At 35.3% G+C, this 26,070-nt stretch carries 21 protein-coding genes and 4 pseudogenes; 18 read left to right on the top strand and 7 right to left on the bottom strand.

From position 1 onward, the window contains the following. The first annotated feature begins 46 nt into the window (after positions 1–46). The 4 genes and pseudogenes from LC087_RS05875 to LC087_RS05860 all read left to right on the top strand — a co-directional run bounded on the left by LC087_RS05875 (position 47) and on the right by LC087_RS05860 (position 3,016). Positions 47–890, top strand: a pseudogene (locus LC087_RS05875) (DegV family protein). A gap of 40 nt (positions 891–930) precedes the next feature. Continuing rightward, positions 931–1,479 carry an SCO family protein gene (locus tag LC087_RS05870; RefSeq protein WP_226538479.1) on the top strand — a complete coding sequence of 183 codons (549 nt, stop codon included), beginning with the start codon at positions 931–933 and terminating at the stop codon, positions 1,477–1,479. 173 nt (positions 1,480–1,652) lie between these two features. Further along, entirely contained in the window at positions 1,653–2,432 is a 780-nt protein-coding gene (locus tag LC087_RS05865) for a GDSL-type esterase/lipase family protein (protein WP_226538478.1), read from the top strand. A gap of 32 nt (positions 2,433–2,464) precedes the next feature. After that, positions 2,465–3,016, top strand: a complete 552-nt coding sequence (locus tag LC087_RS05860; protein WP_306020316.1) for a YpmS family protein — start codon at positions 2,465–2,467, stop codon at positions 3,014–3,016. Between the two features lie 27 nt (positions 3,017–3,043). Here LC087_RS05860 and LC087_RS05855 read toward each other — a convergent pair whose 3' ends face one another. Together LC087_RS05855 and LC087_RS05850 are read right to left on the bottom strand one after the other, a co-directional pair. After that, positions 3,044–3,484: an SCO4225 family membrane protein gene (locus LC087_RS05855; protein WP_226538476.1), complete on the bottom strand. Its 441-nt coding sequence runs from the start codon at positions 3,482–3,484 to the stop codon at positions 3,044–3,046. Continuing rightward, complete coding sequence (locus LC087_RS05850) at positions 3,481–3,672, bottom strand: YlaI family protein (RefSeq protein WP_226538475.1); 192 nt, start codon at positions 3,670–3,672, stop codon at positions 3,481–3,483. The genes LC087_RS05855 and LC087_RS05850 overlap by 4 nt, the downstream gene beginning before the upstream one ends. Positions 3,673–3,915: 243 nt before the next feature. Here LC087_RS05850 and LC087_RS05845 point away from each other — a divergent pair. Continuing rightward, positions 3,916–4,375, top strand: a pseudogene (locus tag LC087_RS05845) (pyridoxamine 5'-phosphate oxidase family protein). A 105-nt stretch (positions 4,376–4,480) separates the two neighbouring features. Here LC087_RS05845 and LC087_RS05840 read toward each other — a convergent pair. Then, positions 4,481–5,074, bottom strand: coding sequence for a YhcN/YlaJ family sporulation lipoprotein (locus tag LC087_RS05840; protein ID WP_226538473.1), 594 nt, complete (start codon positions 5,072–5,074; stop codon positions 4,481–4,483). Between the two features lie 429 nt (positions 5,075–5,503). Between LC087_RS05840 and LC087_RS05835 the strand changes: the two genes are divergently transcribed. Then, positions 5,504–6,832: a PhoH family protein gene (locus LC087_RS05835; protein ID WP_226538472.1), complete on the top strand. Its 1,329-nt coding sequence runs from the start codon at positions 5,504–5,506 to the stop codon at positions 6,830–6,832. Between the two features lie 436 nt (positions 6,833–7,268). Here LC087_RS05835 and LC087_RS05830 read toward each other — a convergent pair whose 3' ends face one another. Then, entirely contained in the window at positions 7,269–7,724 is a 456-nt protein-coding gene (locus LC087_RS05830; RefSeq protein ID WP_226538471.1) for a peptidyl-prolyl cis-trans isomerase, read from the bottom strand. Positions 7,725–7,886: 162 nt separating this feature from the next. On the opposite strand from LC087_RS05830, the gene glsA reads away from it, so the two are divergent. From glsA to pyc, 4 genes are all read left to right on the top strand, one after another. Further along, positions 7,887–8,816, top strand: coding sequence for a glutaminase A (glsA, locus tag LC087_RS05825; RefSeq protein WP_226538470.1), 930 nt, complete (start codon positions 7,887–7,889; stop codon positions 8,814–8,816). 83 nt (positions 8,817–8,899) lie between these two features. Next, positions 8,900–9,181, top strand: a complete 282-nt coding sequence (locus LC087_RS05820) for an Fpa/YlaN family protein (RefSeq protein WP_226538469.1) — start codon at positions 8,900–8,902, stop codon at positions 9,179–9,181. Between the two features lie 298 nt (positions 9,182–9,479). Further along, entirely contained in the window at positions 9,480–10,652 is a 1,173-nt protein-coding gene (gene ftsW, locus LC087_RS05815; protein WP_226538468.1) for a putative lipid II flippase FtsW, read from the top strand. A gap of 62 nt (positions 10,653–10,714) precedes the next feature. Next, positions 10,715–14,155, top strand: coding sequence for a pyruvate carboxylase (gene pyc, locus LC087_RS05810; RefSeq protein ID WP_226538467.1), 3,441 nt, complete (start codon positions 10,715–10,717; stop codon positions 14,153–14,155). 37 nt (positions 14,156–14,192) lie between these two features. Here the strand turns inward: pyc and LC087_RS05805 are convergent, their stop codons facing one another. Next, positions 14,193–15,095: a COX15/CtaA family protein gene (locus LC087_RS05805; protein ID WP_226538466.1), complete on the bottom strand. Its 903-nt coding sequence runs from the start codon at positions 15,093–15,095 to the stop codon at positions 14,193–14,195. Between the two features lie 543 nt (positions 15,096–15,638). Here LC087_RS05805 and cyoE point away from each other — a divergent pair. The 8 genes and pseudogenes from cyoE (at position 15,639) to LC087_RS05765 (ending at position 23,590) form a co-directional block, all read left to right on the top strand. Further along, the gene (gene cyoE, locus LC087_RS05800) at positions 15,639–16,577 is read left to right on the top strand and encodes a heme o synthase (protein ID WP_226538465.1); all 939 of its coding nucleotides are present in this window, start codon (positions 15,639–15,641) and stop codon (positions 16,575–16,577) included. A 179-nt stretch (positions 16,578–16,756) separates the two neighbouring features. After that, positions 16,757–17,830: a cytochrome c oxidase subunit II gene (gene coxB / locus LC087_RS05795; protein WP_226538464.1), complete on the top strand. Its 1,074-nt coding sequence runs from the start codon at positions 16,757–16,759 to the stop codon at positions 17,828–17,830. A gap of 24 nt (positions 17,831–17,854) precedes the next feature. Next, entirely contained in the window at positions 17,855–19,726 is a 1,872-nt protein-coding gene (gene ctaD / locus LC087_RS05790) for a cytochrome c oxidase subunit I (protein WP_226538463.1), read from the top strand. Continuing rightward, positions 19,726–20,349, top strand: coding sequence for a cytochrome c oxidase subunit III (gene ctaE, locus LC087_RS05785; RefSeq protein ID WP_226538462.1), 624 nt, complete (start codon positions 19,726–19,728; stop codon positions 20,347–20,349). The genes ctaD and ctaE overlap by 1 nt, the downstream gene beginning before the upstream one ends. A gap of 3 nt (positions 20,350–20,352) precedes the next feature. Continuing rightward, positions 20,353–20,685, top strand: a complete 333-nt coding sequence (gene ctaF, locus LC087_RS05780; protein WP_226538461.1) for a cytochrome c oxidase subunit IVB — start codon at positions 20,353–20,355, stop codon at positions 20,683–20,685. Between the two features lie 244 nt (positions 20,686–20,929). Beyond that, complete coding sequence (ctaG, locus tag LC087_RS05775) at positions 20,930–21,820, top strand: cytochrome c oxidase assembly factor CtaG (protein ID WP_226538460.1); 891 nt, start codon at positions 20,930–20,932, stop codon at positions 21,818–21,820. A gap of 29 nt (positions 21,821–21,849) precedes the next feature. Next, positions 21,850–22,310 (top strand): annotated as a pseudogene (locus tag LC087_RS05770) (DUF420 domain-containing protein). 116 nt (positions 22,311–22,426) lie between these two features. After that, the gene (locus LC087_RS05765; RefSeq protein ID WP_226538458.1) at positions 22,427–23,590 is read left to right on the top strand and encodes a GNAT family N-acetyltransferase; all 1,164 of its coding nucleotides are present in this window, start codon (positions 22,427–22,429) and stop codon (positions 23,588–23,590) included. 65 nt (positions 23,591–23,655) lie between these two features. Here LC087_RS05765 and ytvI read toward each other — a convergent pair whose 3' ends face one another. Together ytvI and LC087_RS05755 are read right to left on the bottom strand one after the other, a co-directional pair. Then, on the bottom strand, positions 23,656–24,714 hold the full coding sequence (gene ytvI / locus LC087_RS05760; protein ID WP_226538457.1) for a sporulation integral membrane protein YtvI: 1,059 nt from the start codon (positions 24,712–24,714) through the stop codon (positions 23,656–23,658). A gap of 789 nt (positions 24,715–25,503) precedes the next feature. Further along, positions 25,504–25,864, bottom strand: a pseudogene (locus LC087_RS05755) (YugN family protein). Positions 25,865–26,070 lie beyond the last annotated feature (206 nt).

Raw genomic sequence — 26,070 nt, 5'->3', positions numbered from 1 at the left:
TTCGTGTAACATAATTTTTATTGATTGTGGATAGGAAGTGAGTTTTATGGGAAAAGTCAAAATTATTACAGATTCAACAGTCGATTTATCGAAAGAACAACTAGAGTCTTTAAATGTCGAAATGGTTCCTTTATCTATAAGTATTGAAGGTGAAACCTATATAGACAGAGTTGAAATTGGACCAGAAGAATTTATGGAGAAAATGAAACAATCAGAGGAGCTACCTAAAAGTTCTCAACCTTCGGTAGGGACATTTGTGGAAGTATATGAGAAGTATATAAAAGAAGGATATGATATTGTTTCAATCCATATGAGCGGTGGCATGAGTGGAACTGTTCGCTCAGCAGAAAGTGCTGCTGAAATGGTAGAAGGTAATATAGAAGTGGTTGATTCTTTCTTTATTTCTAGAGGACTAGCTTTCCAAGTGCAAGAAGCTGCTAAGTTAGCAAATGAAGGGGAAAAGTGTCGATGATATTCTTCACAGAATTGAAGAAGTAAAACAAAACACCACTTTATATGTTGTAGTTGATACACTAGAAAATTTAGTGAAGGGTGGAAGGATTGGTAAAGGAAAAGCTTTAATAGGTTCTTTACTGAACATTAAGCCGATTGCGATGCTTCAAGATGGTGTATACTCACCTGTAAATAAGGCAAGAAGCCATTCTGCTGTTATTCGAACGTTAGTAAAAGAATATTCAAATGGAATAAAAGGGAAAACGGTAAAAGCGGTCGGAATTGCTCATGCAGATGCATACGATCTTGCAATAAATCTTAAAGAAAAGTTAATGGAAGTGTCTACGTTTAAGGATATTGAAATTTGTCCAACTACACCTATTGTTTCTACACATACAGGCCCGGGCGCAATTGGTTTCGTCTATTTTGCCGAATAGAAACACAACATATTTTTAACAATAGAAAAGGTGAATAAAGATGAGAAAATGCATAGTCGTTTTGATTTCTCTTTTATTATTAGCAGGTTGTGGAGCGGGAGCTAATCAATTTGAAGAGTACAGCTTTACGAATCAAGATAATGAAACATTTGAACTGGAATCATTAAAAGGAAATGTTTGGGTAGCTGATTTTATATTCACTAATTGTGACACAGTTTGTCCACCTATGACAGCTCATATGGCAAAACTGCAACAAAAAGCAAAGGAACAAGAGGTGGATGTCCAGTTTATCTCATTTAGTGTGGATCCGGAAGTTGATTCTCCAGCTGTTTTAAAAGAGTTTGCTGAAAAATTTGATGTAGATCATGCCAATTGGAGTTTTCTAACTGGTTATTCTCAAGAAGAAATCGGGAAATTTGCGAATGAACATTTTAAAACAATTGCTCAAAAACCTAAAGGAGAAGACCAAGTCATTCATCAGTCCTATTTTTATTTAGTTGATCAAGATGGGAACGTTGTTAATCAATATGGTGGCTATTCAGATACTCCTTATGATGAGATTATTGAAGATTTAAAGGAATTACAATAAAACAACCTTTCTAAAGAACGTCTAAAAAGACTGAAGAGTGATGTACCGTTGCAGGTACTTTATCCTTTTCCAGTCTTTTTTAAAATGAATGGAGTACCTTTAAAAAAGAAATCCCATATGATATGCCAAAAGACTAGCAAGGAAAATGTTTAAGATTAGAAGGTGATAAACAAATGAACGCGGTTAAAATAGGCTTCTTCATTGTTCTTATACCTATGCTCCTTATCGGTTGTACAACTAACGAAACAAAACTTTTAGCTTCCCATGAGGTTGCCATGAAACAAAAACCATATACCGTTGAATCCTATTTAAGGGATGAGATGTTGATTGTTGGTTTGGGAGATTCATTAACGGAAGGTGTGGGAGATAAAGAAGAGAGAGGCTATATAGACAGGGTGAAAGAGAAATTTGAAAAAGAAGGACACTCTGATATTGAGCTAGCCAATTATGCGGTTGAGGGTGATAAAACGACCAACATGATGAAGAGATTAAAAGAAGAAGAGACTAAAAAGAAAATTGAAGATGCGGATATGATCTTTATTACCATAGGTGCGAATGATATTATGTACGTTTTTAAAAAGAATGTGTTTCAGTTAGACTATGAAAAATTTATGGAAGACCAATCCTCTTACAAGAAAAGACTGAATCAAATATTGTCTTATATTCGAGATGTAAATTCAAATGCTTTTATCGTTTTTCTTTCTTTATATAACCCTTTTAGTTACCTTGTTTCTGATATTCCTGAAATTGAACTAATTATGAGTGATTATAATCAACTTTCCAAACAAGTTGTGAGTAACTACAATCCAATTTATTTCGTCTCGATTGATGACATTTTTAACTTCGAACCAACGTTGTTATCTGATGATTTATTCCATCCTAATGAGGAAGGCTATTCCAATATGGCTGACAGAATTTTAGATACTATTCATTTTAATGACGGAGGAGAATAATATGAAGTATATAAGTTGGAAAAGGGCTTTTTTTGCTCCTTCTTGCTTTAAATGTTTTGAGTATTTCAACATTGTTTGTTTTATTATTCACTAACAGTAGTGAACCTGAACTCGAGCTTGATGAACCCATATCGATGGATCGTTATGCAGAAATTAGCCTTGAATCTGATTTAGAAGCAGTGGAGAGGATCATTAATCAATTTTTAGAAAAAGAATCGAATAATCAACCATTACAGTATCAAGTGATAGTAAATGATAAAGTACGAGTGGTAGGAAAAATAGTTGCTTTTGGGAAAGATATTAATATGACGATGGATTTAATTCCTATTGTAACTGAAGAAGGAAATGTACAGTTAAAAGTTGATGATTTGACTTTAGGTAGTTTCAGTCTTCCTGTATCATTTGTGTTAAATTATGTTAATAGCCAATATGCCATTCCAAATGAGGTTGTTATTGATAAAGAAGAAGAATCAATTTACGTCTTGTTAACGGAATTGGAAGTAGGCAGTGGGTATAAGATAAAAGCGAATGACATTAATTTAGAGGAGGAGAGAGTTGAAGTTACTTTACTAATTCCTCAGTAAGTGAAAATCAACCATGAAGCATGAAAATCATGGTTGATTCCTCTTATAGAGGCAATGTAGCAATAATCCTAAAATAAAAGCAAAAATGATATGACCAACGGTCCATAAGGAAAGGGCCAATACATCGCTCATTTCTGGGGTTGGCTTATTGGCGATGGTTGTTAAAGGGAAAAATAAAATAATGGTAGGCGCTGTTAAAAGAAAAGAGTATATGAGGATTGAATTAAAAGAACTCTTATCTGTCATTGACACAATTATTTGTAATAAAACACCAATACCAATAGCCACTAATAAATGGAGTGAAAACTCAACTAGTTCAGGAAGAGGGTTTTCATAAATAAAATCAATATTTAATAAAAGGGTATAAACTTTTTCACCCGTTTTCTCTTCCAACACTTTAAGGAACATCCCCATTAAAATACCAGAAACTAACCCTGAGATAGCACCATAATAATACACCTTTTTCATTGTGTATAGTCTGATTCCTCTTTTGATAAGGGATGCGTTTGTTTTCTTTTGAGCGTTTTTTCTTCTATACGGTTATAGCAATTGCTACATAAATAAGTATGGATTGGACGATTCCTTAGTCTTTTTGCGATTAATGTATCATCATCAATTGTTTCTATTACTTCACATAGTACACATTTTACTTTCATTTCAAAATTCCTTTCTAGAGGTTGTTCAAAAAGTCCTACGTTGGAATGGATTGCCTAGCATCTTCGTTAAGGATGGACCTACAGGGTTTCAGCTTTTCTATTCAGCATCCTCTTTCCCTGCTTTTTGAACATGCACTTCTATTGTTTTATTCTAAAGGGAACCAAAAATTTCATAATTATGAATGGACCAATTTGTGAAAAATCGTTATGATAGAATTATACACTGGAAATGGAGGTGTGAAAATGGCAAATAGGATTGAAACTTCTATGATTGATCCATTATTTGAAAGTCTTCAAAAAGAACATTTTGTTCACGTTGCAACGATTGATCACGAAACATCTGTCCCGTCAGTCAGTGTCATCTCTTGGGTATATGCTCCTGATCGTCAACGAGTTTATTTTACAGTTGATGAAAGTTCTCGCATTGTAGAAAACATAAAAAAAACATCCAGCAGTAGTTATAAATGTAATTACAAATGGAACGACTTACTCCATTAATGGATTTGCCAACATGAAAGAAGAAAGGCTTGCTGGAGTTCCTTTAAAACTAGTACTTTTTGAGTTAAAGATAAACGAAGTTCATGATGTGATGTTTTATGGGTCTAAAATTTCAGCTAAGCCTGCTTATGAAAAAACATATGATAAACAGGCTGCTGAAAAACTTGACCAAGCTGTTATCGAGGCAATGAAAAGATGTAAATGATTTTAATATAGAAATGGTTTTCAATAATGATTGATGTTTTTGTATTTAGCTGGCTTATTAATTTCCCTTACTTTGTACTTGCTATCTTGAACACCATTTTATGTTTTATTGATCTTTTAGGTAATCGTTTGATTGCTTGTTTTGAATTTCATCAATGTTCTGTTCTTCCTGGTTATCAAGTTGGTCTTTTTCTGCATCAGGTGCTAATTTTTTATCTGGAGTTATTTGTTCTTTTGGGACGTCTGGGATGATCCTACCGGTGATCGCGGCAAGTTCATCCAGAATTCCTGCTATAGGGCGACCGTTTGCAATTTCTTTTCCCATTGCACGCAACCTCTCATTTGTATCTGGGTCTGCGATGATAACAGAATTAGCGCCGTAAGGATCTTTTTTTAATGTTTCCGCCACAGTATATTTTATGGTTTCAACTTTACTTCGATCTATCTTTGAATTAACATCGATTCCTACTACTGCAAAATTCCCAATTACGATAGCAGTAGCATCATTTACATCAGGATTATCATTTGCTAAAGATACTAAATGTTTCGCTATATCCTGACCTGTTTTTTGTTCCGTTTTTTCCACAGCTGTGTTTCTTACATTGATTTTATTCTCTTTACCATTTGACTCCGCTTGTTGATTTGAACAGCTCACTAAAAGTAACATACATGCGATACAAATTTTATGGCTGATTGTCATTTTTTTCTCCTTTACAAGCTTAATTTGTAATAGTCATACTGCGAGGTCTTTAAGAGTTTGTTCAAAAAGTCCTACGATGGCGTGGATGGCCTAGCATCATCGTTAGTTACAGGACGTGACTGTACTTAGTAGATCTTCTGAAATAGTCAAATACTTTGAAAAGGTAAAGAACACCTTCACGTTATGCTCGCCCTAGTGTGAGCAAAGGACTTTAGCTTTTTGATTCAGCGTCCTTTTTTCCTTACTTTTTGAACATGCACTATAAGTGTATAGTTGATTTATACTTATTGTCTTAACAACCTTCTATCTTTATTCAAAAATTCATATATATAGGTAAATGGATATTGCTCAAGTACTTGCAGGAGTAAGTTATTCCCGATTTTTTGAATACGACTTAACTTCCTAAAACAATGTATAGGAGGCGGAAGATTGAGCAAAGTTTACGTTTTAGATACAAACGTACTTTTACAAGATCCAAAATCGATTTTTTCTTTTGAGGACAATGATGTTGTGATCCCGGCTGTTGTTTTAGAAGAGGTGGACTCAAAAAAAAGATACATGGATGAAATAGGGAAAAATGCTCGATATATCTCAAAGTTAATAGATGAATTAAGAAATAAAGGGAGATTACATGAGAAAATTCCACTTCCTAATGGGGGAACGATACGCATAGAATTAAATCACCGCTCCTTCCATGACTTACAAGAAATCTTTATTGAAAAAACTAATGATAATCGAATATTAGCTGTTGCAAAAAATTTAACGGATGAGGAGAATGGAAAAGATCGAGGCAAGCCCGTTATTTTAGTAAGTAAAGACACTTTAGTAAGAGTGAAAGCGGATGCCATTGGGGTGTTAACAGAAGATTTTTTAAGTGATCGTGTAGTCGATTCTAATCAAATTTATACGGGCTTCTCCGAGTATTACATAACTACAGAGCAACTTACATCCTTCTATGAAAAAAACTATATAAAAATTTCAGAAATTAGTCAGCAAACTTTTTTTCCTAGACAATTTATCGTTATGAAGGATGTATTAGGGAGTTCATCTTCTGCTCTTGGAATTGTTGATGATAAAGGGGAAAATATTCAAAAATTAATTTTCAATCAAGAGCATGTTTGGGGAATACGCTCGCGAAATGTCCAGCAAACTATGGCTTTAGAGCTTCTCCTTCGAAATGACATACCTCTTGTCACTTTAATTGGAAAAGCAGGTACAGGAAAAACATTGCTAGCGTTAGCAGCAGGATTAATGCAGACGGAGGATTTGCAACAGTTTAATAAACTTGTTGTGGCAAGACCTATTGTACCGATGGGAAAAGATATAGGTTACCTTCCAGGAGAAAAGGAAGAAAAATTGAGGCCTTGGATGCAGCCAATCTATGATAACCTAGAATATTTATTTAATACGAAAAAGCCAGGTGAGCTTGATGCGATCCTAGCTGGTATGGGTTCTATTGAAGTTGAAGCTCTTACGTATATTCGTGGTAGAAGTATTCCAGACCATTTTATTATTATAGATGAAGCGCAAAACTTAACGAAGCATGAGGTTAAAACCATATTAACAAGAGTAGGGGAAAGAAGTAAAATTGTCTTAATGGGAGATCCAGAACAAATTGATCATCCATATTTGGATGCTTATAATAATGGATTAACCTATATTGTTGAAAGGTTTAAAGAGCAAAAAGTTTCTGGACATGTGAGGCTAATTAAGGGTGAACGTTCAAATTTAGCGCAGCTGGCAGCCGATATATTATAAAAAAGGGGCATCTTAGTCGTAAAAAGACTTTAAGATGTCCCTTTTCTTAAAAAAGAAGAATGTATAAACTTTGTCCTTTATAAAAGGTGTTTTCACCGTTGTCTAGCTCCATTGCCCAGCGTCTTGTGTTGCTTTCAAAGCACACGACGTGCTAGCATCATCGTTGCCCACATGACTTGGGCGTTTTTAGATAATGTTCCATTACCTTTACGATAAGTCAACGGAGACGCCTCCAGGAGGGAAGTGGATCTACGTTACCACAGGACGTGGCGGTAGTTAGTAGATCATCTACTTTCTGGTTTTCGTGTTTCCTTTATCTCATGCGGCGATGCACAGGAAGTCCTAGCGTCACCGTTAGTTTGCGCGTCGTGACTGTACTTAGTTGACGTACCTTTTCACCTGCGTCGCTAAACGGGCGCTTACGCTTTTCTTATATTCAAGAAATAATGATCCCATCAACCCTTTTTATAGGTGAGTGTTGGTTTGAACCATCCTTATAGTATACATGGACAGGTCCATCATCCTTCAATGGTTTTCCATCCTTACTGAAGGCTAGTAATATCTTTTCAGCATCGTGAATAGGTATAGTTATTTTTTCATCATTTGTTTGAAATGAAACGAAAGTTGCGCTTGATTTAGGTTCGCTATTTTTTAAAAAAGGTGCGAGCGGAATCGCAAAGGAGCCAGTTAATATTTTTTCTTTTTGAAATTTTTGTTCTGATTTTGCAGTAGGTGGTCGGTACAATTCGGTTTCAAATTGGATCTCGTCTAAATTATTTTGATCTTGAAAGCAAGTGGATAAATCGACCTTTCGATCATCAAAAATCCATGTGCTAGGATCAAGAGTGATTTCAAACTGTACGCTTCCTTTAATTTGAATAATATCTGACATATTTACCCCTCCCCTATAAAAGTATAAAGGTTAACAAAAACTTTGTCACTTTTCATCATAGATGGGTAAAGATAATGATATCAATCATTTGCAATATTCTTGGTATTGATGTGGTGTTAATGTTATTTCACATTCCCTTTGACATAAAGAAAGGTGAAGAAAATGCATTGTAAAAAGGACGAACAACTACAAAGGATTATTAATCAAGTAAAGTCTTTGACAACTAAAGGAAAATTAGCGGATTACATTCCTGCTTTAGCAAATGAGAATAAAGAGCATTTGTGTGCTTCAATATACTATTTAGATAAAACTTGTGTATCAGCAGGAGATGTTGAGCATAGCTTCACGTTGCAAAGTATTTCGAAGGTTTTATCTTTAGCGCTTGTATTAATGGATCATGGAGAAGAGTATGTTTTTGAGCATGTAGGAATGGAACCGACAGGAGATCCTTTTAATTCAATTGTAAAATTAGAGACAAATAACCCGTCTAAACCATTAAACCCGATGATAAACGCAGGTGCATTAGCGGTGACTAATATGATTAAAGGTTCTGATAAAGATGAGCAATTTACAAGACTTTTAAACTTTATAAAAGAATTAGCCGATTCAGATTCGATTACTTATGACACAATCGTTGCTCAATCAGAATATAACACTGCTTGGCTAAACCGATCTCTGTGTTATTTTATGAAAGAGCATGACATAATAAAGGGGAGTGTAGATCATTTAATAGAAGTGTATACGAAGCAATGCTCCATAAAAATGCACAGTATAGAATTGGCGAAGACGGCTTCTGTTTTTGCTAATAATGGATTGCACCCTTCAACAAATAAACGAGTGATCCCAGAGAAAATTGCTCAATTATGTAAAACCTTTATGGTTACATGTGGAATGTATAATGCCTCGGGTGAATTTGCTATTAAAGTAGGAGTTCCCGCCAAAAGTGGTGTATCAGGAGGGATTTTAGCTGTTGTCCCTGAACTATGTGGGATTGGAATATTTGGACCAGCTTTAGACGACAAAGGGAACAGTATTGCAGGAATTGGCTTGTTAGAACGCCTGTCTGCCAATTATAAACTTAGTATTTTTTAATGATCTATCTTGCATTTTTTGATTTTTGCATTTAATATTAAGAGATAGGTTAGGTAATCGCCCGGGGGAACGGAGGGATTCTTTTGACTTCAGATATTGCAATCAATCACCGTGAAAAAGCTTATGCTCTGTTAAGAGCAGATGCAGATAAAATAATGAAGTTAATACAGGTACAGATGGATAATCTAACAATGCCTCAATGTCCTTTATATGAGGAAGTTCTTGATACCCAAATGTTTGGTTTATCTAGAGAGATTGACTTTGCTGTAAGACTAGGGTTAATTGCAGAAGAGGAAGGAAAGTCAATTATCTCGTCATTAGAACAAGAATTATCTTCGCTACATGAGGCATTTACAAGAAAATAAACAGAACTAACTCAAACTGATAAACTAGTTTGGGTTTTTTTATACTGTTATCACTAGGAATGAACATTTTTGAATGGACCACTAATATTTAATAAATACTTAATATTCTGACGATAACTTTTCATCTCATTATTTTTTTGGTAAAATATATTTTAGGTTTCTAAGGAGCCAATGACTTTTTAAACAACCTCTAATAAAAGTTATAGAAGAGTTTTTGGACAACCTTTCATAGCTAGATAGATTTATAATCTCTCCTTATAGTACAATAAAACAAAAAGGTTGAGTAAGGAAGATTGAAATGATGAAGAAAATAGTGAAATCATATGATTTTTTGTTAATAGTTTCGGTTCTTGCTTTATGTGGTTTTGGAGTGGTGATGATTTATAGCTCTAGTATGGTAACCGCTGTTACAAAGTATGACCTTACACCGAGTTTTTTCTTTCAAAGGCAGATAATTTTTTTATTAATTGGTTTATTCGTTTTTTTCGTGTTTGCTTTGTTACCTTACCGTTTATGGTTAAGTAGTAAAATTCAGCAACTGATTTTCTTTGGTTCCATTATTATGTTGATTGCCGTATTAGCCTTTGGGGAAGCTAAAAATAATGCACAAAGCTGGATTGAAATTGGAAATTTCCAACTTCAGCCCTCAGAGTTTATCAAACTGGGCATTATAATTTATTTAGCGGCCGTTTATGAAAAGAAACACTCTTACATAAATAAGGTCGGAAAAGGCTTATTACCGCCCATTATCTTTACATGTATTATTTGTATACTCATCATACTACAGCCGGATATTGGAACGGCTTCTATTATTGCTTTTATCGCTATTTGTATTGTTTTCTGCTCAGGTATGAATGGGAAAAGTATGTTTAAACTTTCTGTATTAGCTCTTTTTACATTTATGATCCTTAGTCCTGTAATCTTGTGGAATCATGATGATATTTTTACAGATACAAGGATGGCTAGATTCACTTCTTTCACTGATCCCTTTGCTGATGAGCAAGGGAGTGGCTATCAACTAGTAAACTCATACATTGCGATTAATAATGGGGAATTAACAGGATTAGGTTTAGGTGAAGGAATGCAAAAGTATGGTTATTTACCTGAAGCCCATACAGACTTTATTATGGCTATTGTCGCTGAAGAATTAGGGATTATTGGTATTATGATTGTGATTGGTTTATTAGGAATGATAATTTTTAAAGGATTTAATGTTGCGAAAAGGTGTAAAGATCCTTTTGGTACGCTTTTAGCTGTTGGAATTTCTAGTATGTTGGCGATACAAGCTTCTATAAATCTTGGGGGATTAACAGGGTTAATTCCTATTACGGGTGTCACATTTCCATTCATAAGTTATGGTGGATCTTCTTTACTAACACTTCTTCTCTCAATGGGCTTACTTGTAAATATCTCGATGTTTGTCAATTATAAAGAAGCTTTTTCACATAATTCAACAAAAGATGCAAATTAGCACAATGATAATGTTATACTAATGTGAAATAGGTTATACTAATTTTTTTATGGAGGAATACGATGAGGAAAAATAAAATTAGAAAAGTACTTGTCGCTAATAGAGGAGAAATAGCGATTCGAGTTTTTCGAGCTTGTAATGAATTAAATTTACGAACAGTTGCTATTTACTCAAAAGAAGACACAGGATCGTATCACCGTTATAAAGCGGATGAAGCTTACTTGGTAGGGGAAGGGAAAAAACCAATAGATGCCTATCTGGATATTGAAGGAATTATTGAGATTGCAAAGCAAAATAATGTTGATGCTATTCATCCTGGGTATGGCTTCTTATCTGAAAATATCACCTTTGCTAAACGCTGTGAAGAAGAAGGGATCATTTTTATTGGACCCACTTCAGAACATTTAGAAATGTTTGGAGATAAAGTAAGTGCTCGTTACCAAGCTGAGAAGGCGGGAATTCCTGTGATTCCAGGTAGTGAAGGTCCCGTATCAAATATTGAAGAGGTTAAAGAATTTGCAAATAACTATGGGTATCCTTTTATTATTAAAGCCGCTTTAGGCGGTGGTGGCCGTGGAATGAGAATTGTAAAGGATCATAATAGTTTAGTTGATTCATACGATCGGGCAAAATCGGAAGCTAAAGCAGCATTCGGAAATGATCAAGTATATGTAGAAAAACTTATTGAAAAACCGAAGCACATAGAAGTTCAAATTATTGGCGATCATGAGGGACAGATTGTTCATTTATATGAAAGAGATTGTTCTGTTCAACGCAGGCATCAAAAAGTGGTAGAGATTGCTCCTAGTGTGTCCATTTCACAAACGTTAAGAGATGAAATAAACGAAGCTGCCGTAACGTTAATGAGAAATGTAAACTATATAAATGCGGGAACTGTAGAATTTTTAGTTGCAAATAACGAATTTTATTTTATTGAAGTCAATCCAAGAGTCCAGGTTGAGCATACGATAACGGAAATGATTACAGGGATTGATATTGTTCAAACTCAACTTCTTATTGCTTCTGGTTTCTCGCTTCATAGTGACGTGGTTGGAATTCCAAAACAAGAAGAGATTTATACGAGAGGTTATGCTATACAGTCACGTGTAACGACAGAGGATCCTTTAAATAATTTTATGCCTGATACAGGTAAGATTTTAGCGTACCGTTCCAGTGGTGGATTTGGTGTTCGTTTAGATACAGGAAATAGCTTTCAAGGAGCAGTTATTACTCCACATTACGATTCTTTACTAGTAAAGGTTTCTACTTGGGCGTTAACGTTTGAACAGGCAGCGGCTAAAATGTCGCGAAACTTAAGAGAATTTAGAATTAGAGGAATTAAAACAAATATTCCTTTTTTAAAAAATGTCGTTAAGCATGAGAAGTTTTTATCAGGAAATTACGATACAACTTTTATTGATGCCACACCGGAATTATTTATTTTTCCTCAGCCGAAGGATCGAGGAACTAAAATGCTTTCCTATATAGGGAATGTCACTATTAACGGATTTCCTGGTATAGGGAAGAAAAGTAAACCTATTTTTGAAAAACCACCCATTCCAAGAGTGCAAAGTGATGAATTTCCACTGGGGACAAAATCGATTTTAGATAAGCAAGGTGTATCTGGTCTTGTTGATTGGATTAACAATAGAGATGAAGTTCTCTTAACGGATACGACCTTTAGAGATGCTCATCAATCATTACTTGCCACTAGAGTGAGGACAACTGATTTAACTCGTATTGCTGAACCAACAGCAAAACTCCTTCCAAACCTTTTTTCTGTTGAGATGTGGGGAGGAGCGACTTATGACGTAGCCTACCGTTTTCTCAAGGAAGACCCTTGGGAACGCCTATTAACAATACGTAATCAAATGCCAAACGTTTTGCTTCAAATGCTATTGAGGGCATCGAATGCAGTTGGTTATAAAAACTATCCTGATAATGTTATTAACGAGTTTGTTGAAAAATCTGCTCAAGCTGGGATCGATGTTTTTAGAATTTTTGATAGTTTGAATTGGGTTAAAGGGATGACCCTTGCTATTGATGCCGTCAGAAACTCTGGTAAGGTGGCAGAGGCTGCTTTATGTTATACAGGAGATATATTAGATCCGTCTAGACGAAAATACGATTTACACTACTATACATCGTTAGCAAAAGAATTAGAGAGCTCTGGTGCACATATATTAGCGATAAAAGACATGGCAGGTTTATTAAAGCCTCAAGCAGCTTACGATTTGATTTCAGCCTTAAAGGAAACTGTAAATATTCCTATTCATCTTCATACTCATGACACAAGTGGAAATGGAATTTTTACTTATGCAAAAGCGATTGAAGCAGGAGTAGATATATTGGATGTCGCTAATAGTACAATGTCAGGATTGACATCACAACCAAGTATGAATTCATTGTATTATGCCTTGAAGGGCTTAGATAGACAACCTAATATAGATATCGAGGCGGTTGAACAACTATCCCATTATTGGGGAGTTGTACGAGAGTATTACCAAGACTTTGAAAGTGGGATGAAATCTCCACATACGGAAGTTTATATGCATGAAATGCCAGGGGGACAATATAGTAACCTTCAACAACAAGCAAAAGGGGTTGGGCTTGGTGATCGCTGGAATGAAGTGAAAGAGATGTATCGTCGTGTGAATGATCTGTTTGGAGATATTGTAAAAGTGACCCCTTCTTCTAAAGTAGTTGGAGATATGGCTTTATTTATGGTCCAAAATAATTTAGATGAGGAGAATATCTTTGAAAGAGGAGAATATTTAGACTTCCCAGACTCAGTTATTGAACTGTTCTCAGGTTATTTAGGACAAGTACACGGAGGATTTCCAGAAAAACTACAAAAGGTAATCCTTAAAGGAAGAGAACAAATTACAGTCAGACCAGGCGAATTATTGCCTGATGTAGATTTCACGTTGTTAAAGAATGAATTGTACGACATGCTTAAAAGACCTGTAACTGACCATGAGCTCCTCTCTTTTGCTCTTTATCCGAAAGTGTTTAAAGATTACATTAAAACATTCAATCAATTTGGTAATGTTTCGGTTTTAGATACTGCCACCTTTTTCTACGGTATGAGATTAGGTGAAGAGATCGAAGTAGAAATCGAAAAAGGAAAAACACTAATTGTTAAACTTGTTTCTATTGGAGAACCTCAACCAGATGGAAATAGAGTATTTTATTTCGAATTAAATGGTCAGCCTAGGGAAGTGCTCATCAAAGATGAGAATGTAAAATCTACTGTTGTCTCAAAGGCGAAGGCAGATCCTAGTAATAAACAGCATATTGGTGCATCAATGCCAGGAACGGTTGTTAAACTTCTCGTTAGTAAAGGAGATAAGGTAGCCAAAGGAGATCATTTAATCATAACAGAGTCTATGAAAATGGAAACTACTGTTCAAGCCCCGTATACCGGAGAAATTGAAGATATCTTTATTGAGAACGGCGAATCAATTCAAACAGGGGATTTATTAATAAAGATGAAGATATAAAAAAAACTGTCCTTCCTTAAAAAGGGGGACAGTTTTTTTACGCTTTCTTTTGTCTGCTGACAAGTAGAATGAAGTAGGACAAGAGACCAAATAGACATGAGATAAAGAAAGCATGAAAAAGTGCGATAAACAAATTTAGGCCCGTAAAAATTATCAGTGCTCCAGTTAATACTTGTAAAAATACTAGAGAAAAAGCAAGAATCCACCCCCAATAAATCACACGTTGATTCTTGTAGTTTTTAATCGCATCAAAAGTTGCGATTAAAATCCATATAAAGATTAATCCAGCAGCAAGTCTATGCCCCATTTGTACCCATTCATGACTTGAGACAGGCATACCATTGGCCCTATCACTACACAATGGCCAATTGGGACACGCTAAGCTTGCTTCTTTATGACGGACGTATGCACCGGTATAGATAACGAGATAACTATAGATGGTAATTCCAATTATATGGAACTTCATCAATGGCTTTAACTTCAGCTTTGTGGCATCAAATTTCTTATCTACTTCAAAAATTAATAAAGTTAATAGAACAACAGAAGCAAAAGAGATTAAAGATATTCCAAAATGAAGAGCTAAAATCGCGTCTGATTGCTGCCAAACCACAGCGGCTGCTCCAATTAATGCTTGCAATATTAAAAAGAACGATGAGAGAATGGATAAAAACTTGGTTTCCCTAATATGCCCGATAGTGAACCAGCAAGTAATCGATAGTGCTAACACTAAAATTCCTGCGACCCCACTGACTACTCTATGGGCTAATTCTATAATCAATTCAATCGAAATATTACTAGGAATCCATTCGCCATGACAAAGAGGCCATGATCTTCCGCAACCCATTCCGGAGTCGGTTTTTGTGACAAGGGCGCCCCCAAGTAAGACCATTAACATGACAACGGTTGTTATAACGGCTAACCATTTAACTGCTCTATTCAAATTAAGTTCACCTTCTTTAGCGATATGTGCGGGTTAAAGTTATAGTATAACATTAGAGGAAGGATTTATAGAGCCCTTCTTACAGTACACGTCTTGATATTACATAAACTTCAGGGAAAACTCAATGAATAAAGTATGAACTTCAAAACTTAAATGTTAAATGAAGAGAAGATATGAAATCAATCATACGAAAATTCACTTTAATAGTTGATATTTGTTTCAAATTTTGCTAGAAATAGATAGGTGAGAACAATTCGTGAATGAATTGTGATAAGGTCTCAAACCTTGAAATAATCGAAGTATAGTCGTACGGACTTATTACTCCATAATGAAAAATATACCAACTTCACAAATCGGACAACATTTATTCATAAAAACTTCACAAAAGCTTGTCAAATTATGATTTAATAACAATGAAGGATTTTTTTCATTTAAAACTTCTAGTATGATAAGTATTAGATTAAAATATGTGAGAAATGTTATTGAAACGATCACTTTTAAATGAAAGTAGTCGGTTTTAAGAGAAAAGGGGGATCAAAAATTATGGCTCAAATTAGGGGAGGGAGTGAAATAACAATTCCCCAACAGTTAGAACAATCAAAAAAATCAACGAAAAGTTTAGTTCAAGCATTTACGGCTTTGATTAAAATAGGAATCGTTAATTCTAATTTAATTACTACCTTTACAGGAATATGGCTTGCGATGTATTTTTCGGGTCTTAGTTTTTTATCTAATCTCCATATAGTTTTTTATACATTAGTTGGTTCAGCGTTAATTATGGCTGGATCATGTGCAATCAATAATTATTATGATCGCGATATCGATCAATTGATGGAACGAACAAAGAATCGTCCTACTGTGACCGGACAAGTAAATAATTTTCAAGTTCTTACTCTAGGAATTGCTTTTATACTTTTAGGTATCGTCTCACTCATGTTTACCACACCAACAGCAACTCTTATTGGAATAGTAGGCGTTTTTTCTTATGTTTTTGTTTATACGATGTGGACAAAACGGCGATACGCTACTAATACCATTGTTGGGAGTATTCCAGGCGCCATCCCTCCTCTCATTGGGTGGGCGGCTATTGACCCAGATTTAAGTACGGTTGCTTGGGTATTATTTTTAATTATGTTTTTTTGGCAGCCTCCGCATTTCTTAGCACTCGCTATGAAGCGGGTTGAAGAATACAGGGCAGCTGGCATTCCTATGCTACCTGTTGTATATGGTTTTGCTGTTACGAAAAGAATGATGACTATATGGGTCATTTGTTTATTGCCTTTACCATTTTACTTATTTAGTTTAGGCACTGGATTTATTGTTTTGGCAACGATCCTTAATATAGGCTGGATTGTTCTTGCACTATCTGGTTTCAAAACAAAAGATGATATTAAGTGGTCACAAAGAATGTTTGTTTATTCATTAAATTATTTAACTATACTTTTTGTAGCAATGGTAATCTTTACTGCTAATTGGAATTAGGAAAAACTCCTTCATGGAAGCTCGTGGGGAAAGTCTCAATATTGGTTTACCTTATGACTTTTCAAACAGCATCTATAAAAGAGTTTAAATAAATTGAGGGTCTTCCTCGACAAATAAGAATTATTTTATCGTTCTTGCTTAAGAGAATGAATATATCGAAAGAGGGGTTTGATTGAACTATGAAAAAGTGGCTAACAAAAGGACGTCCACTTGCACTCTTTGCAATGCTGGCACTGTTCCTAGCTGGCTGTGGGGAGCCATTTTTGTCTACACTTCGTCCTGCGGGAGAAGTCGCAAGTGATCAATACTCACTTATGGTCTTAAGTACCTTAATGATGAGTTTTGTAGTCGTAGTGGTGACAATCATATTCATTTACGTTGTATTGAAATTTAGAAGACGTGAAGGGGACAAAAGTATTCCTAAACAAGTAGAAGGAAGCCATAAGTTAGAAATAATTTGGACTGTTATTCCTATTTTACTTTTACTTGTCCTTGCTGTACCAGTTGTTTCCTATGTATTCAAATTCGCTGATGTTACACCGATGGAAGAAGCACTTGCTGATTCAGAAAATGGCGGGAAAGATCCGCTAGTTGTTAATGTAACAGCCAATCTTTATTGGTGGGAATTCGAATACCCAGGATATGGAGTTATTACAAGTCAAGATTTATACGTACCGACAGACGAGAAAGTTTACTTTAACCTGATTTCTACGGACGTAAAGCATTCGTTTTGGATTCCATCTGCAGGAGGAAAGATGGATACCAATACTGAAAACGAAAATCAGTTCTGGCTTGAGTTCGATCAACAAAAAGCTGAAGAAGCGGGAGAAATTTTTTATGGAAAATGTGCAGAGCTTTGTGGTCCGTCTCATGCATTAATGGATTTTAAAGTTAAAGCTGTTTCTCGCGATGAATTTGATGCTTGGGCTTCAAACATGCAGAACTACGAAGCAAGTGCTACAACTGATCTTGCAAAGCAGGGTGAGGAGTTATTTACTGATAAAGGCTGTATTGGTTGTCACGCTATTTCTCCGGAGCAATCAAGTACAGGTCCTAACTTATCTAATTTCGCAGACCGTGAAATGGTAGCAGGTGTTAGGGAAAATAATGTAGAAAATATTAAAACTTGGTTAGAAGACCCAGGTGAAATAAAACCTGGAAACTTAATGACAGGAACTTATCAAGACCTTGATGAAAAAGAAATAGATGCTTTAACGGCTTATTTACAAAGTTTATCCGTTGAGAATGAATAATTGCATTAAAAGGGAGGTAGCACTGTGAGTACGTTAACTCAAAAAAAAGGATTTGGAGCGACGGTTTGGGATTATTTAACGACTGTCGATCATAAAAAAATTGCCATCCTCTACTTGGTAGCAGGAGGGATCTTTTTCCTCATTGGTGGATTAGAAGCGATGCTAATCCGGATTCAATTAATGGAGCCTAATAATGACTTCGTTAGTGCAGGTTTGTATAATCAATTAATGACAATGCATGGCACGACCATGATATTTTTAGCCGCAATGCCACTACTTTTTGCATTTATGAATGCTGTGGTACCAATCCAAATAGGTGCTCGTGATGTTGCATTTCCATTTTTAAATTCATTAGGGTTTTGGCTATTCTTCTTCGGAGGAATCTTCTTGAATCTTAGTTGGTTTTTAGGAGGTGCTCCTGATGCAGGGTGGACTTCATATGCATCATTAGCTCTTGAGTCATCTTCCCATGGGGTTGATTTTTATTTGCTTGGCTTGCAAGTTTCAGGAATAGGTACACTTATTGCTGGAATAAACTTTTTAGTTACGATTATTAACATGAGAGCACCTGGTATGACTTTTATGAGAATGCCATTGTTCACTTGGACAACATTTGTTGCCTCAGCACTTATTTTATTTGCTTTCCCAGCATTAACGGTTGGTTTGGCTTTGTTAATGTTTGATCGTTTATTTGGAACGGCATTTTTCGATCCAACACTTGGAGGAAATACAATAATATTCGAACATTTATTTTGGATTTTTGGGCATCCAGAAGTATATATTTTAGTATTGCCTGCGTTTGGTATTTTCTCGGAAATTATTCCTGTATTTTCTCGAAAAAGACTGTTTGGATATGCTTCAATGGTATTCGCAACGGTTTTAATCGGATTTTTAGGATTTATGGTTTGGGCACATCATATGTTCACAACTGGTTTAGGACCTGTAGCTAATGCTATCTTTGCAGTAGCGACAATGGCAATTGCCGTGCCAACAGGTATCAAAATTTTCAACTGGCTATTTACCATTTGGGGTGGAAGTATTAAGTTTACGACTCCAATGCTTTGGTCTGTCTTTTTTATCCCTTCATTTGTTATGGGGGGAGTTACAGGGGTTATGTTAGCAAGTGCTTCAGCTGACTATCAATATCATGATAGTTACTTCGTAGTTGCACATTTCCATTACGTTATCATCGGTGGAGTTGTAATGGCTCTATTTGCTGGTGCTCACTATTGGTGGCCACTCATGTTTGGTAGAATGTTGAATGAAACGTTAGGAAAAATTACATTTGTTCTCTTCTTCATTGGTTTTCATATGACGTTCTTTATTCAACATTTCTTAGGGTTAATGGGGATGCCAAGACGTGTATTTACATTCTTAGATGGTCAAGGGCTAAACACAGGAAATATGATCAGTTCGATTGGTGCCTTCTTTATGGCTGCAGGAACAATTGTTCTTTTATATAACGTTGTGTATACAGCTATTAAAGGCAAGCCGACCCCTCAAGATCCTTGGGTTGACGGTCGTACTTTAGAGTGGGCAATTTCTAACCCAGCGCCGTTCTATAACTTTAAGCAAACGCCACTCGTACGTGGTTTAGATGCTTTATGGGTTGAGAAGATGGATGGAAAAAAAGGATTAACATCTGCTGAACCACTAGGTGATATTCACATGCCGAATAATTCGATCTTACCTTTTATCATGTCATTTGGCTTGTTTGTAGCATCCTTTGGATTCTTATATCGTAGTGACTATAGTTGGGGTCTACCCGTTATTATACTAGGTTTACTCATCACTTTAGGTGCAATGTTCTTTAGATCAATTATCGATGATCATGGATATCATATTCATAAAGAGGATTTAGAAAATAGCTCAGAAGAAAAAGGGGGCGAAGTATAATGCAAGCTGAAGAAAAATGGACAGCTGAAACATTTCCTTCTCAACCTGAAAAGGCTACCCTCGAAGGGAAAAATAAGTTTATAGGGTTCTGGCTATTTTTAGGTGGAGAAACGGTGTTGTTTGCTTCCTTGTTTGCTACCTTTTTAGCACTTCGTAATCAAAATGCAGGTGGACCAACAACTCAGGAACTGTTTTCTTTACCTGTCGTGTTTATTGCAACGATGCTCCTTTTAACGAGTAGTTTGACGAGTGTGTTTGCGATGTATCATATGAAGAACTTTAACTTTAAGAAAATGCAATTATGGCTTGGAATTACGGTTTTATTAGGAGCTGCTTTCTTAGGATTAGAAATCTATGAGTTTTATGAGTATATTCATCATGATGACTTTACGATCACAACAAGTGCACTTGGTTCAGCCTTTTACACTCTTGTTGGTACGCATGGTGGTCATGTAACTTTTGGTTTACTTTGGATTGTTACATTAATGGTTCGTAATTCTAAACGTGGATTAAACCTATATAATGCTCCTAAGTTTTATGTAGCAAGTCTTTATTGGCATTTTATCGACGTCGTATGGGTATTCATCTTTACGGTCGTATATTTAATGGGGATGGTGGGATAGCAGATGGTCGAACAAAACAGTACTGGTAACCCAAAAGTGGACCTAGAATATCGACGTAAAAAAAGTGCAGAAGAAATGAAACATCAAATTATCACTTTTGGGCTTATGATTTTCTTAACATTGGTTGCATTTTTAGCCGCTGGGTATGAAGGGATAGGCGAGTGGTTTATCGTTCCTTTTCTAATCTTACTTGCTGTTATACAAGTTATTTTTCAGTTATACTACTTTATGCATATGAGTCATAAAGGTCATGAGGCGCCAGCTATCTTTTTATATTCAGGTGTTGTTGTAGCTTTAGTGACGGTATTGGCATTTGTGACAATTATATGGTGGTAAGAACAATTTGAATAAAAAATAAGGGGTCACACTTTAGGTGTGTCCCCTTTTTAATCTCATGCGGCGATGCACAGGAGGTGCTAACGTCAATGTTAGTCACAGGACGTGACTGTACTTAGTTGACGTTCCTCATCCTGCGTCGCTAAACGGTCGGTTTCGCTTTTCTTAATTGTCAAAGAACGTTCATTGGAGTTTTTTAAAAGGAAACGGTATAATGTGAAAGAGCTCATAAGGAGTTGATAGAATGTTTCAAAATATTGAGATTTTTGGACCACGAGCCCTTTGGAGTCCAGAATATTTAGGTTTTACTGTGGCTTTAACTATTTTGTATTTTTTAATTATTGGACCGTGGCGTAAAGACTTCAAAAATTCAACACCTGTTCCGTTAAAACAAAAACTATTGTTCATATTAGCTATGGTCATGCTCTATATTTCAAAAGGTAGTCCAGTCGATTTACTAGGACATATTACATTAACAGCTCATATGATTTCGATGTCGATTCTTTATTTAATGGTACCACCGTTGTTGATTTTCGGGATACCTGTTTGGCTATGGAAATCTGTTATCAACCTACCTTTTGTTAAACAGTTGTTTCATTATGGTACGAAACCTTTGATTGCGTTAATTATGTTCAATCTCTTGTTTTCGTTTTACCACATTCCAATGCTATTTGATTTTTTAAATACGAATCAAGCATTACATGCTATGATAACGATTGTTATATTTATTTCTTCATTATTCATGTGGTGGCCTTTATTAAATAGAGTGGATGAAGAAAAGCAATTACATGGTTTAAAAAAGATCGGTTACATCTTTGCCGATGGTATGCTATTAACACCAGCTTGCGCATTAATTATATTTTCTAGTGCACCACTTTATGATGTGTATACAAGCTCCGCGACTTGGGTTGAGGCTTTAAGCTTATGCGTACCGACTGACACTCTAAATAACTTAACCTTGTCTGGTCCTGAATTATTTTCAACAATGTCTCCTCTTGATGATCAGCGAACAGGTGGAGTCATTATGAAAATTGTACAAGAAATCATATATGGTTCTATTTTAGGGTATGTTTTCTTTGAATGGGCAAGAAAAGAGCAAAAAATTGATACACTAGAAGATGCCGAACAATTTTAATCTTAGAAGGTAGAGAGAGGATGAATATAATGTCATTACCCCTTTTGCCAACGATTAGTACTACTTGTATTGTTATTAGTGCAATTCTTGTAGCTATTGGCTGGTTTCTGATAAGAAAAAGAAAAATTGAAGCCCATAAGAAAACGATGTTCTGGGCTGCTATTTTTGCGACAACATTCTTTATCGTATATTTATCTAGGACTATATTTATAGGGAACACATCTTTTGGGGGGTCCTGACGATATAAAGACGTATTATACGATATTTTTAATTTTTCATATTGTTTTAGCAACAACAGGAGCCGTATTTGGATTAGTGACTCTTTATTTAGGATATAAAGAAAACTATAAGAAACATAAAAAAATTGGGCCTGTTACAAGTATTATATGGTTTTTTACAGCCTCAACTGGTGTGGCCGTATATCTACTTCTCTATTTTTTATAGAGGTGGGGAGACAACATCTGTTATCCGTGCAATATTAGGGTATTAAGGGTTAACTTTAAAAGTTAGCCGTTTTTTTATGTATTTTACCCAGACTCAGAATTGATTTGTGTTATAATAAGCAAAATTTGTGTCATTCATTTTAAAAAGAAAGGAGAGAAGGTTTTGATTAAAATTCTTCAAGAACAAAATATAGAAGATGCTATTGCTTTATCAGAGTATGCCTTTCAATATAAACTCTCTGATGAGAGAAAAGAAAAAATTATTGAAAAACTTAAGCGTCAAACCATTATTGGCGATTTTGAGGGAGATCAATTAATTGCTAAATTACATATGATCAATTTTGAAGTCTTTTTTAAGGGTGAGAAATGGAAAATGGGTGGAGTCGCAGGAGTAGCGACCTGGCCTGAGCAGAGAAGAAAGAAAAAAGTTAAACAATTAATTCAAGAATCACTGTGTATGTTAAAGGAACGAAATATTCCAATTAGTTTTTTACATCCATTTCAAGTTTCATTTTATCGAAGATTTGGCTGGGAACTTTTTTCGGAATTTCAAATGATCGAGATACCTGTACAAGATCTTCATCTAATTACTCATCATGATGTAGGGTCTATCAAAAGGGTAACGATTGAACATCTAGAGGAAATAAAGAGAGTTTATGAACAATATGCATCAACATTTAATGGTATGCTTGTTCGTAACGACGATTGGTGGAAAGATTCAGTCATATCTGATTTAAATATGGTTGGATATTTTAATAAACAAGGAGAATTATTAGGGTATATCCTCTACAAAATTGAAAATAAAGAATTACAGGTAGAGGAATTTGTCTCTCTAACATCAGATGCAAAAATAGGCATATGGAATTTTGTTTGTCAGCATGATTCAATGGTCACAAAGGTTAAACTACGCATGAATCCACACGATCACTTTCCTTTTATGATTGCAAACCCGAAAGTGAAGACCGAGGTCGAACCTTATTTTATGGGAAGAATAGTGGATGTTGCCTCTTTTTTTAGTCAATATACATTTCATACATTAGATGAACCTTTCTTTATTCACATTAAAGACCCGTTTGCTAAATGGAATGAAGGTACATTGGCTATTAAAGATGGTGTTAACACTTTTTACCCTTTGAAAGAAAATCAAAGTTGCTTTCCTAAAAGAGGAATCACAATTGAAATTGGCCCTTTAACGGCTTTACTACTAGGATACAAGACGGCAAAACAGTTACATGAAATAGGGATGATCACTGGTGACAAGAAGGCAGTTGATAGTCTAGATAAACTAATACCTCGAAACTGTTCATTCTTTTATGACTTTTTCTAAATATTCTTGAACTGTAAAAATAAAAAAAGCTATGAGGAAAATATCCCCTCCTAGCTTTTTTCCTATTAAATTTTAAAGTTAAACTTAATAATGCCTGCTTCTCTAGAGGAATTATAAATGATAAGAATAAAAGGACCGATGAAAAAACCTAAAAAGCCGAATAATTTTAATCCTAAAAACATGGATATTAACGTACTTAATGGTGATAAGCCTATATTGCTTCCCATCACTTTAGGTTCAAGTGTCCTCCTTATAATTAAAAGGACGGCAGCTAATATTGCAAGCTTTGTTCCCATTACAGCGTCTCCTAATATAAAGGCAAATATTGTCCAAGGGCCCAAGACAATAATAGAGCCAATGAGGGGAATTAAATCAATGATCCATATTAGAAGTGACATCACTAGGGCTATTTCAGGAGTAATGAATAGAAGTCCAATAAATGACGCCAAGAATATAACTAAACTGACTAAAAATTGTGCTTTTATAAAACCAAAAACGACATTTTTAATTCTCTTAAATAAAAAATTCACCTTTTCTGTAGTTGTTTCTGTAAAAAAACTATAAAACTTCAGCTTTATCCTAGGAAGATCCAGCATGACGAGGAATAATGCAATAAGGTAAACAAGAAGATTCACTAAGTAATTAGGAATGTTTGTAAATATTGCTTTTGCATTATCTATATTCACTGAACTACTAATCGTTCTGACACTGTTATTAACAAAGTTACTCATTTCTTCTGTAATAGAATCTACTACTTCTTCAGGTAAGTCCTGCGCAGTGTTTGAGAAGGCTTTTTCGATATCATTCCAAACGATCGTTAATTCATATACATAGACTGGTACATCGTCCATAAATTCTACTGTTTCACCAACCACTTTAGTTGTAATAAAGAAAGTAACTACACTTATAAAAAGTAAAAAAGTAATGAAAGTAATCATTACAGAGATGTTACGTTTAATGTTAAATTTTGATCGTAACATTTGAATGGTTGGTTCAAGTAGTAGTGCTGTTAATAAAGCTAGAATTAAAGGTATTGAGATAGGAAGAATAAAGTATGTGAAGATCGCCAATAAGATAATAACAACCGTAATGATTACAGGCTTTCTCTTAAAAAATGCAGTCAAGAGAAGCCCCCTTTCTCTATTTTTTTTATATGACAAATAGTGTTTTGTAATCTGACCTCTTATAAGAACATTATCCTTATTAAATTATATTATGAAAGGGATATAAAAAACAATCATTTTGCCGTTAGGAATGCTATCATAACTAAAAAAGAATGAACCTAAGTTCATTCTTTTTACAATTGATCATGTATTTTTTTCATGTGCAGGCTTCTATTACAGAGTAAGAAAGTATATAAACAGGTCCTTATTTGCAGAGTAAGAAAGTATATAAACAGGTCCTTATTTGGATGGTGCTTTTATTTTTGTCTAGCTCCAGCGCCCAGCGACTGGTGATGCTTTCGAAGCACACGACGTGCTAGCATCATCGTTGCCCACAGGACGTGGGCGCCTTTAGATGATGTTCCATTTCTCTACGATAAGTCAACATCGAAGCCTGCGGCATTTCGTGTTTCCTTTATCTCATGCGGCGATGAACAGGAGGTTCTAGCGTCAACGTTAGTCACAGGGCGTGACTAACGTTAACGTTCCTTTGCACCTGCGTCGCTAGACGGGCGCTTGCACTTTTCTTAAAAGATAAGAATGTATAAACTTTGTCCTTTATAAGAAAGTGCTTTCATCGTTGTCTAGCTCCAGCGCCCAGCAACTCGTAAGTTTTCGCCCTCCTCCTTATGATAAGTCAACATCGAAGCCTGCGGCTTTTCGTGTTTCCTTTATCTCATACGGAGTACTCAAGCCCCTTCGTTGCTAAACGGGCGCTTGCGCCTTTCTTATATGGGTGTCTATCTTTCTTTAGCCATTTACTTTTTGAATAGACTCTTCTAGTCTTTTTAATATACTTTCAGAAGTTGATATAATGGGCTCAGGGAAATGTTCTCCCCTCGCCATATTCTACTCCATGAGGATAGTAATGCTTACCTAAGAGAGGTGTTAATATTTTAATGGTAGCAAATTTACCACCTATATCACCTTCAACAGCATAACCTCTAACACGTAAATAAAAAACATCACCTTTGTATTCTAACTTACGATCATACGTAATTCTTTCGTAATCCCATTGTCCTGCTTGAACTAATCCGAGCTCTTCACATATGTAATTCATTTTATCAAGTTCAATTGTTAAGCCCTCGACCTTTGAGTGTTCAAATTTCATATAGATCCCCCTAAACAATCTCCTAATGGTAGTTCCTTCTTAATAATAGTATGCAGTTGCAATTATAGTCAAGGAGGGAAGTATAAAAGCCTGAAATGAAAACTATAATAATGATAAAAATAAATATGTTTTATCATTAGGGAATCACTTGTAATTACATAAAATACGACTAGTATGCGGAATTGATTTGAAAAATTCAGGAGAAC

The organism is Bacillus carboniphilus, assembly GCF_020524035.2.
Taxonomy (GTDB): domain Bacteria; phylum Bacillota; class Bacilli; order Bacillales; family JAIVKR01; genus Bacillus_CC.
The sequence above is the reverse complement of the archived record's forward strand: the minus strand, read 5'-3'. Positions and strand labels throughout refer to the sequence as shown.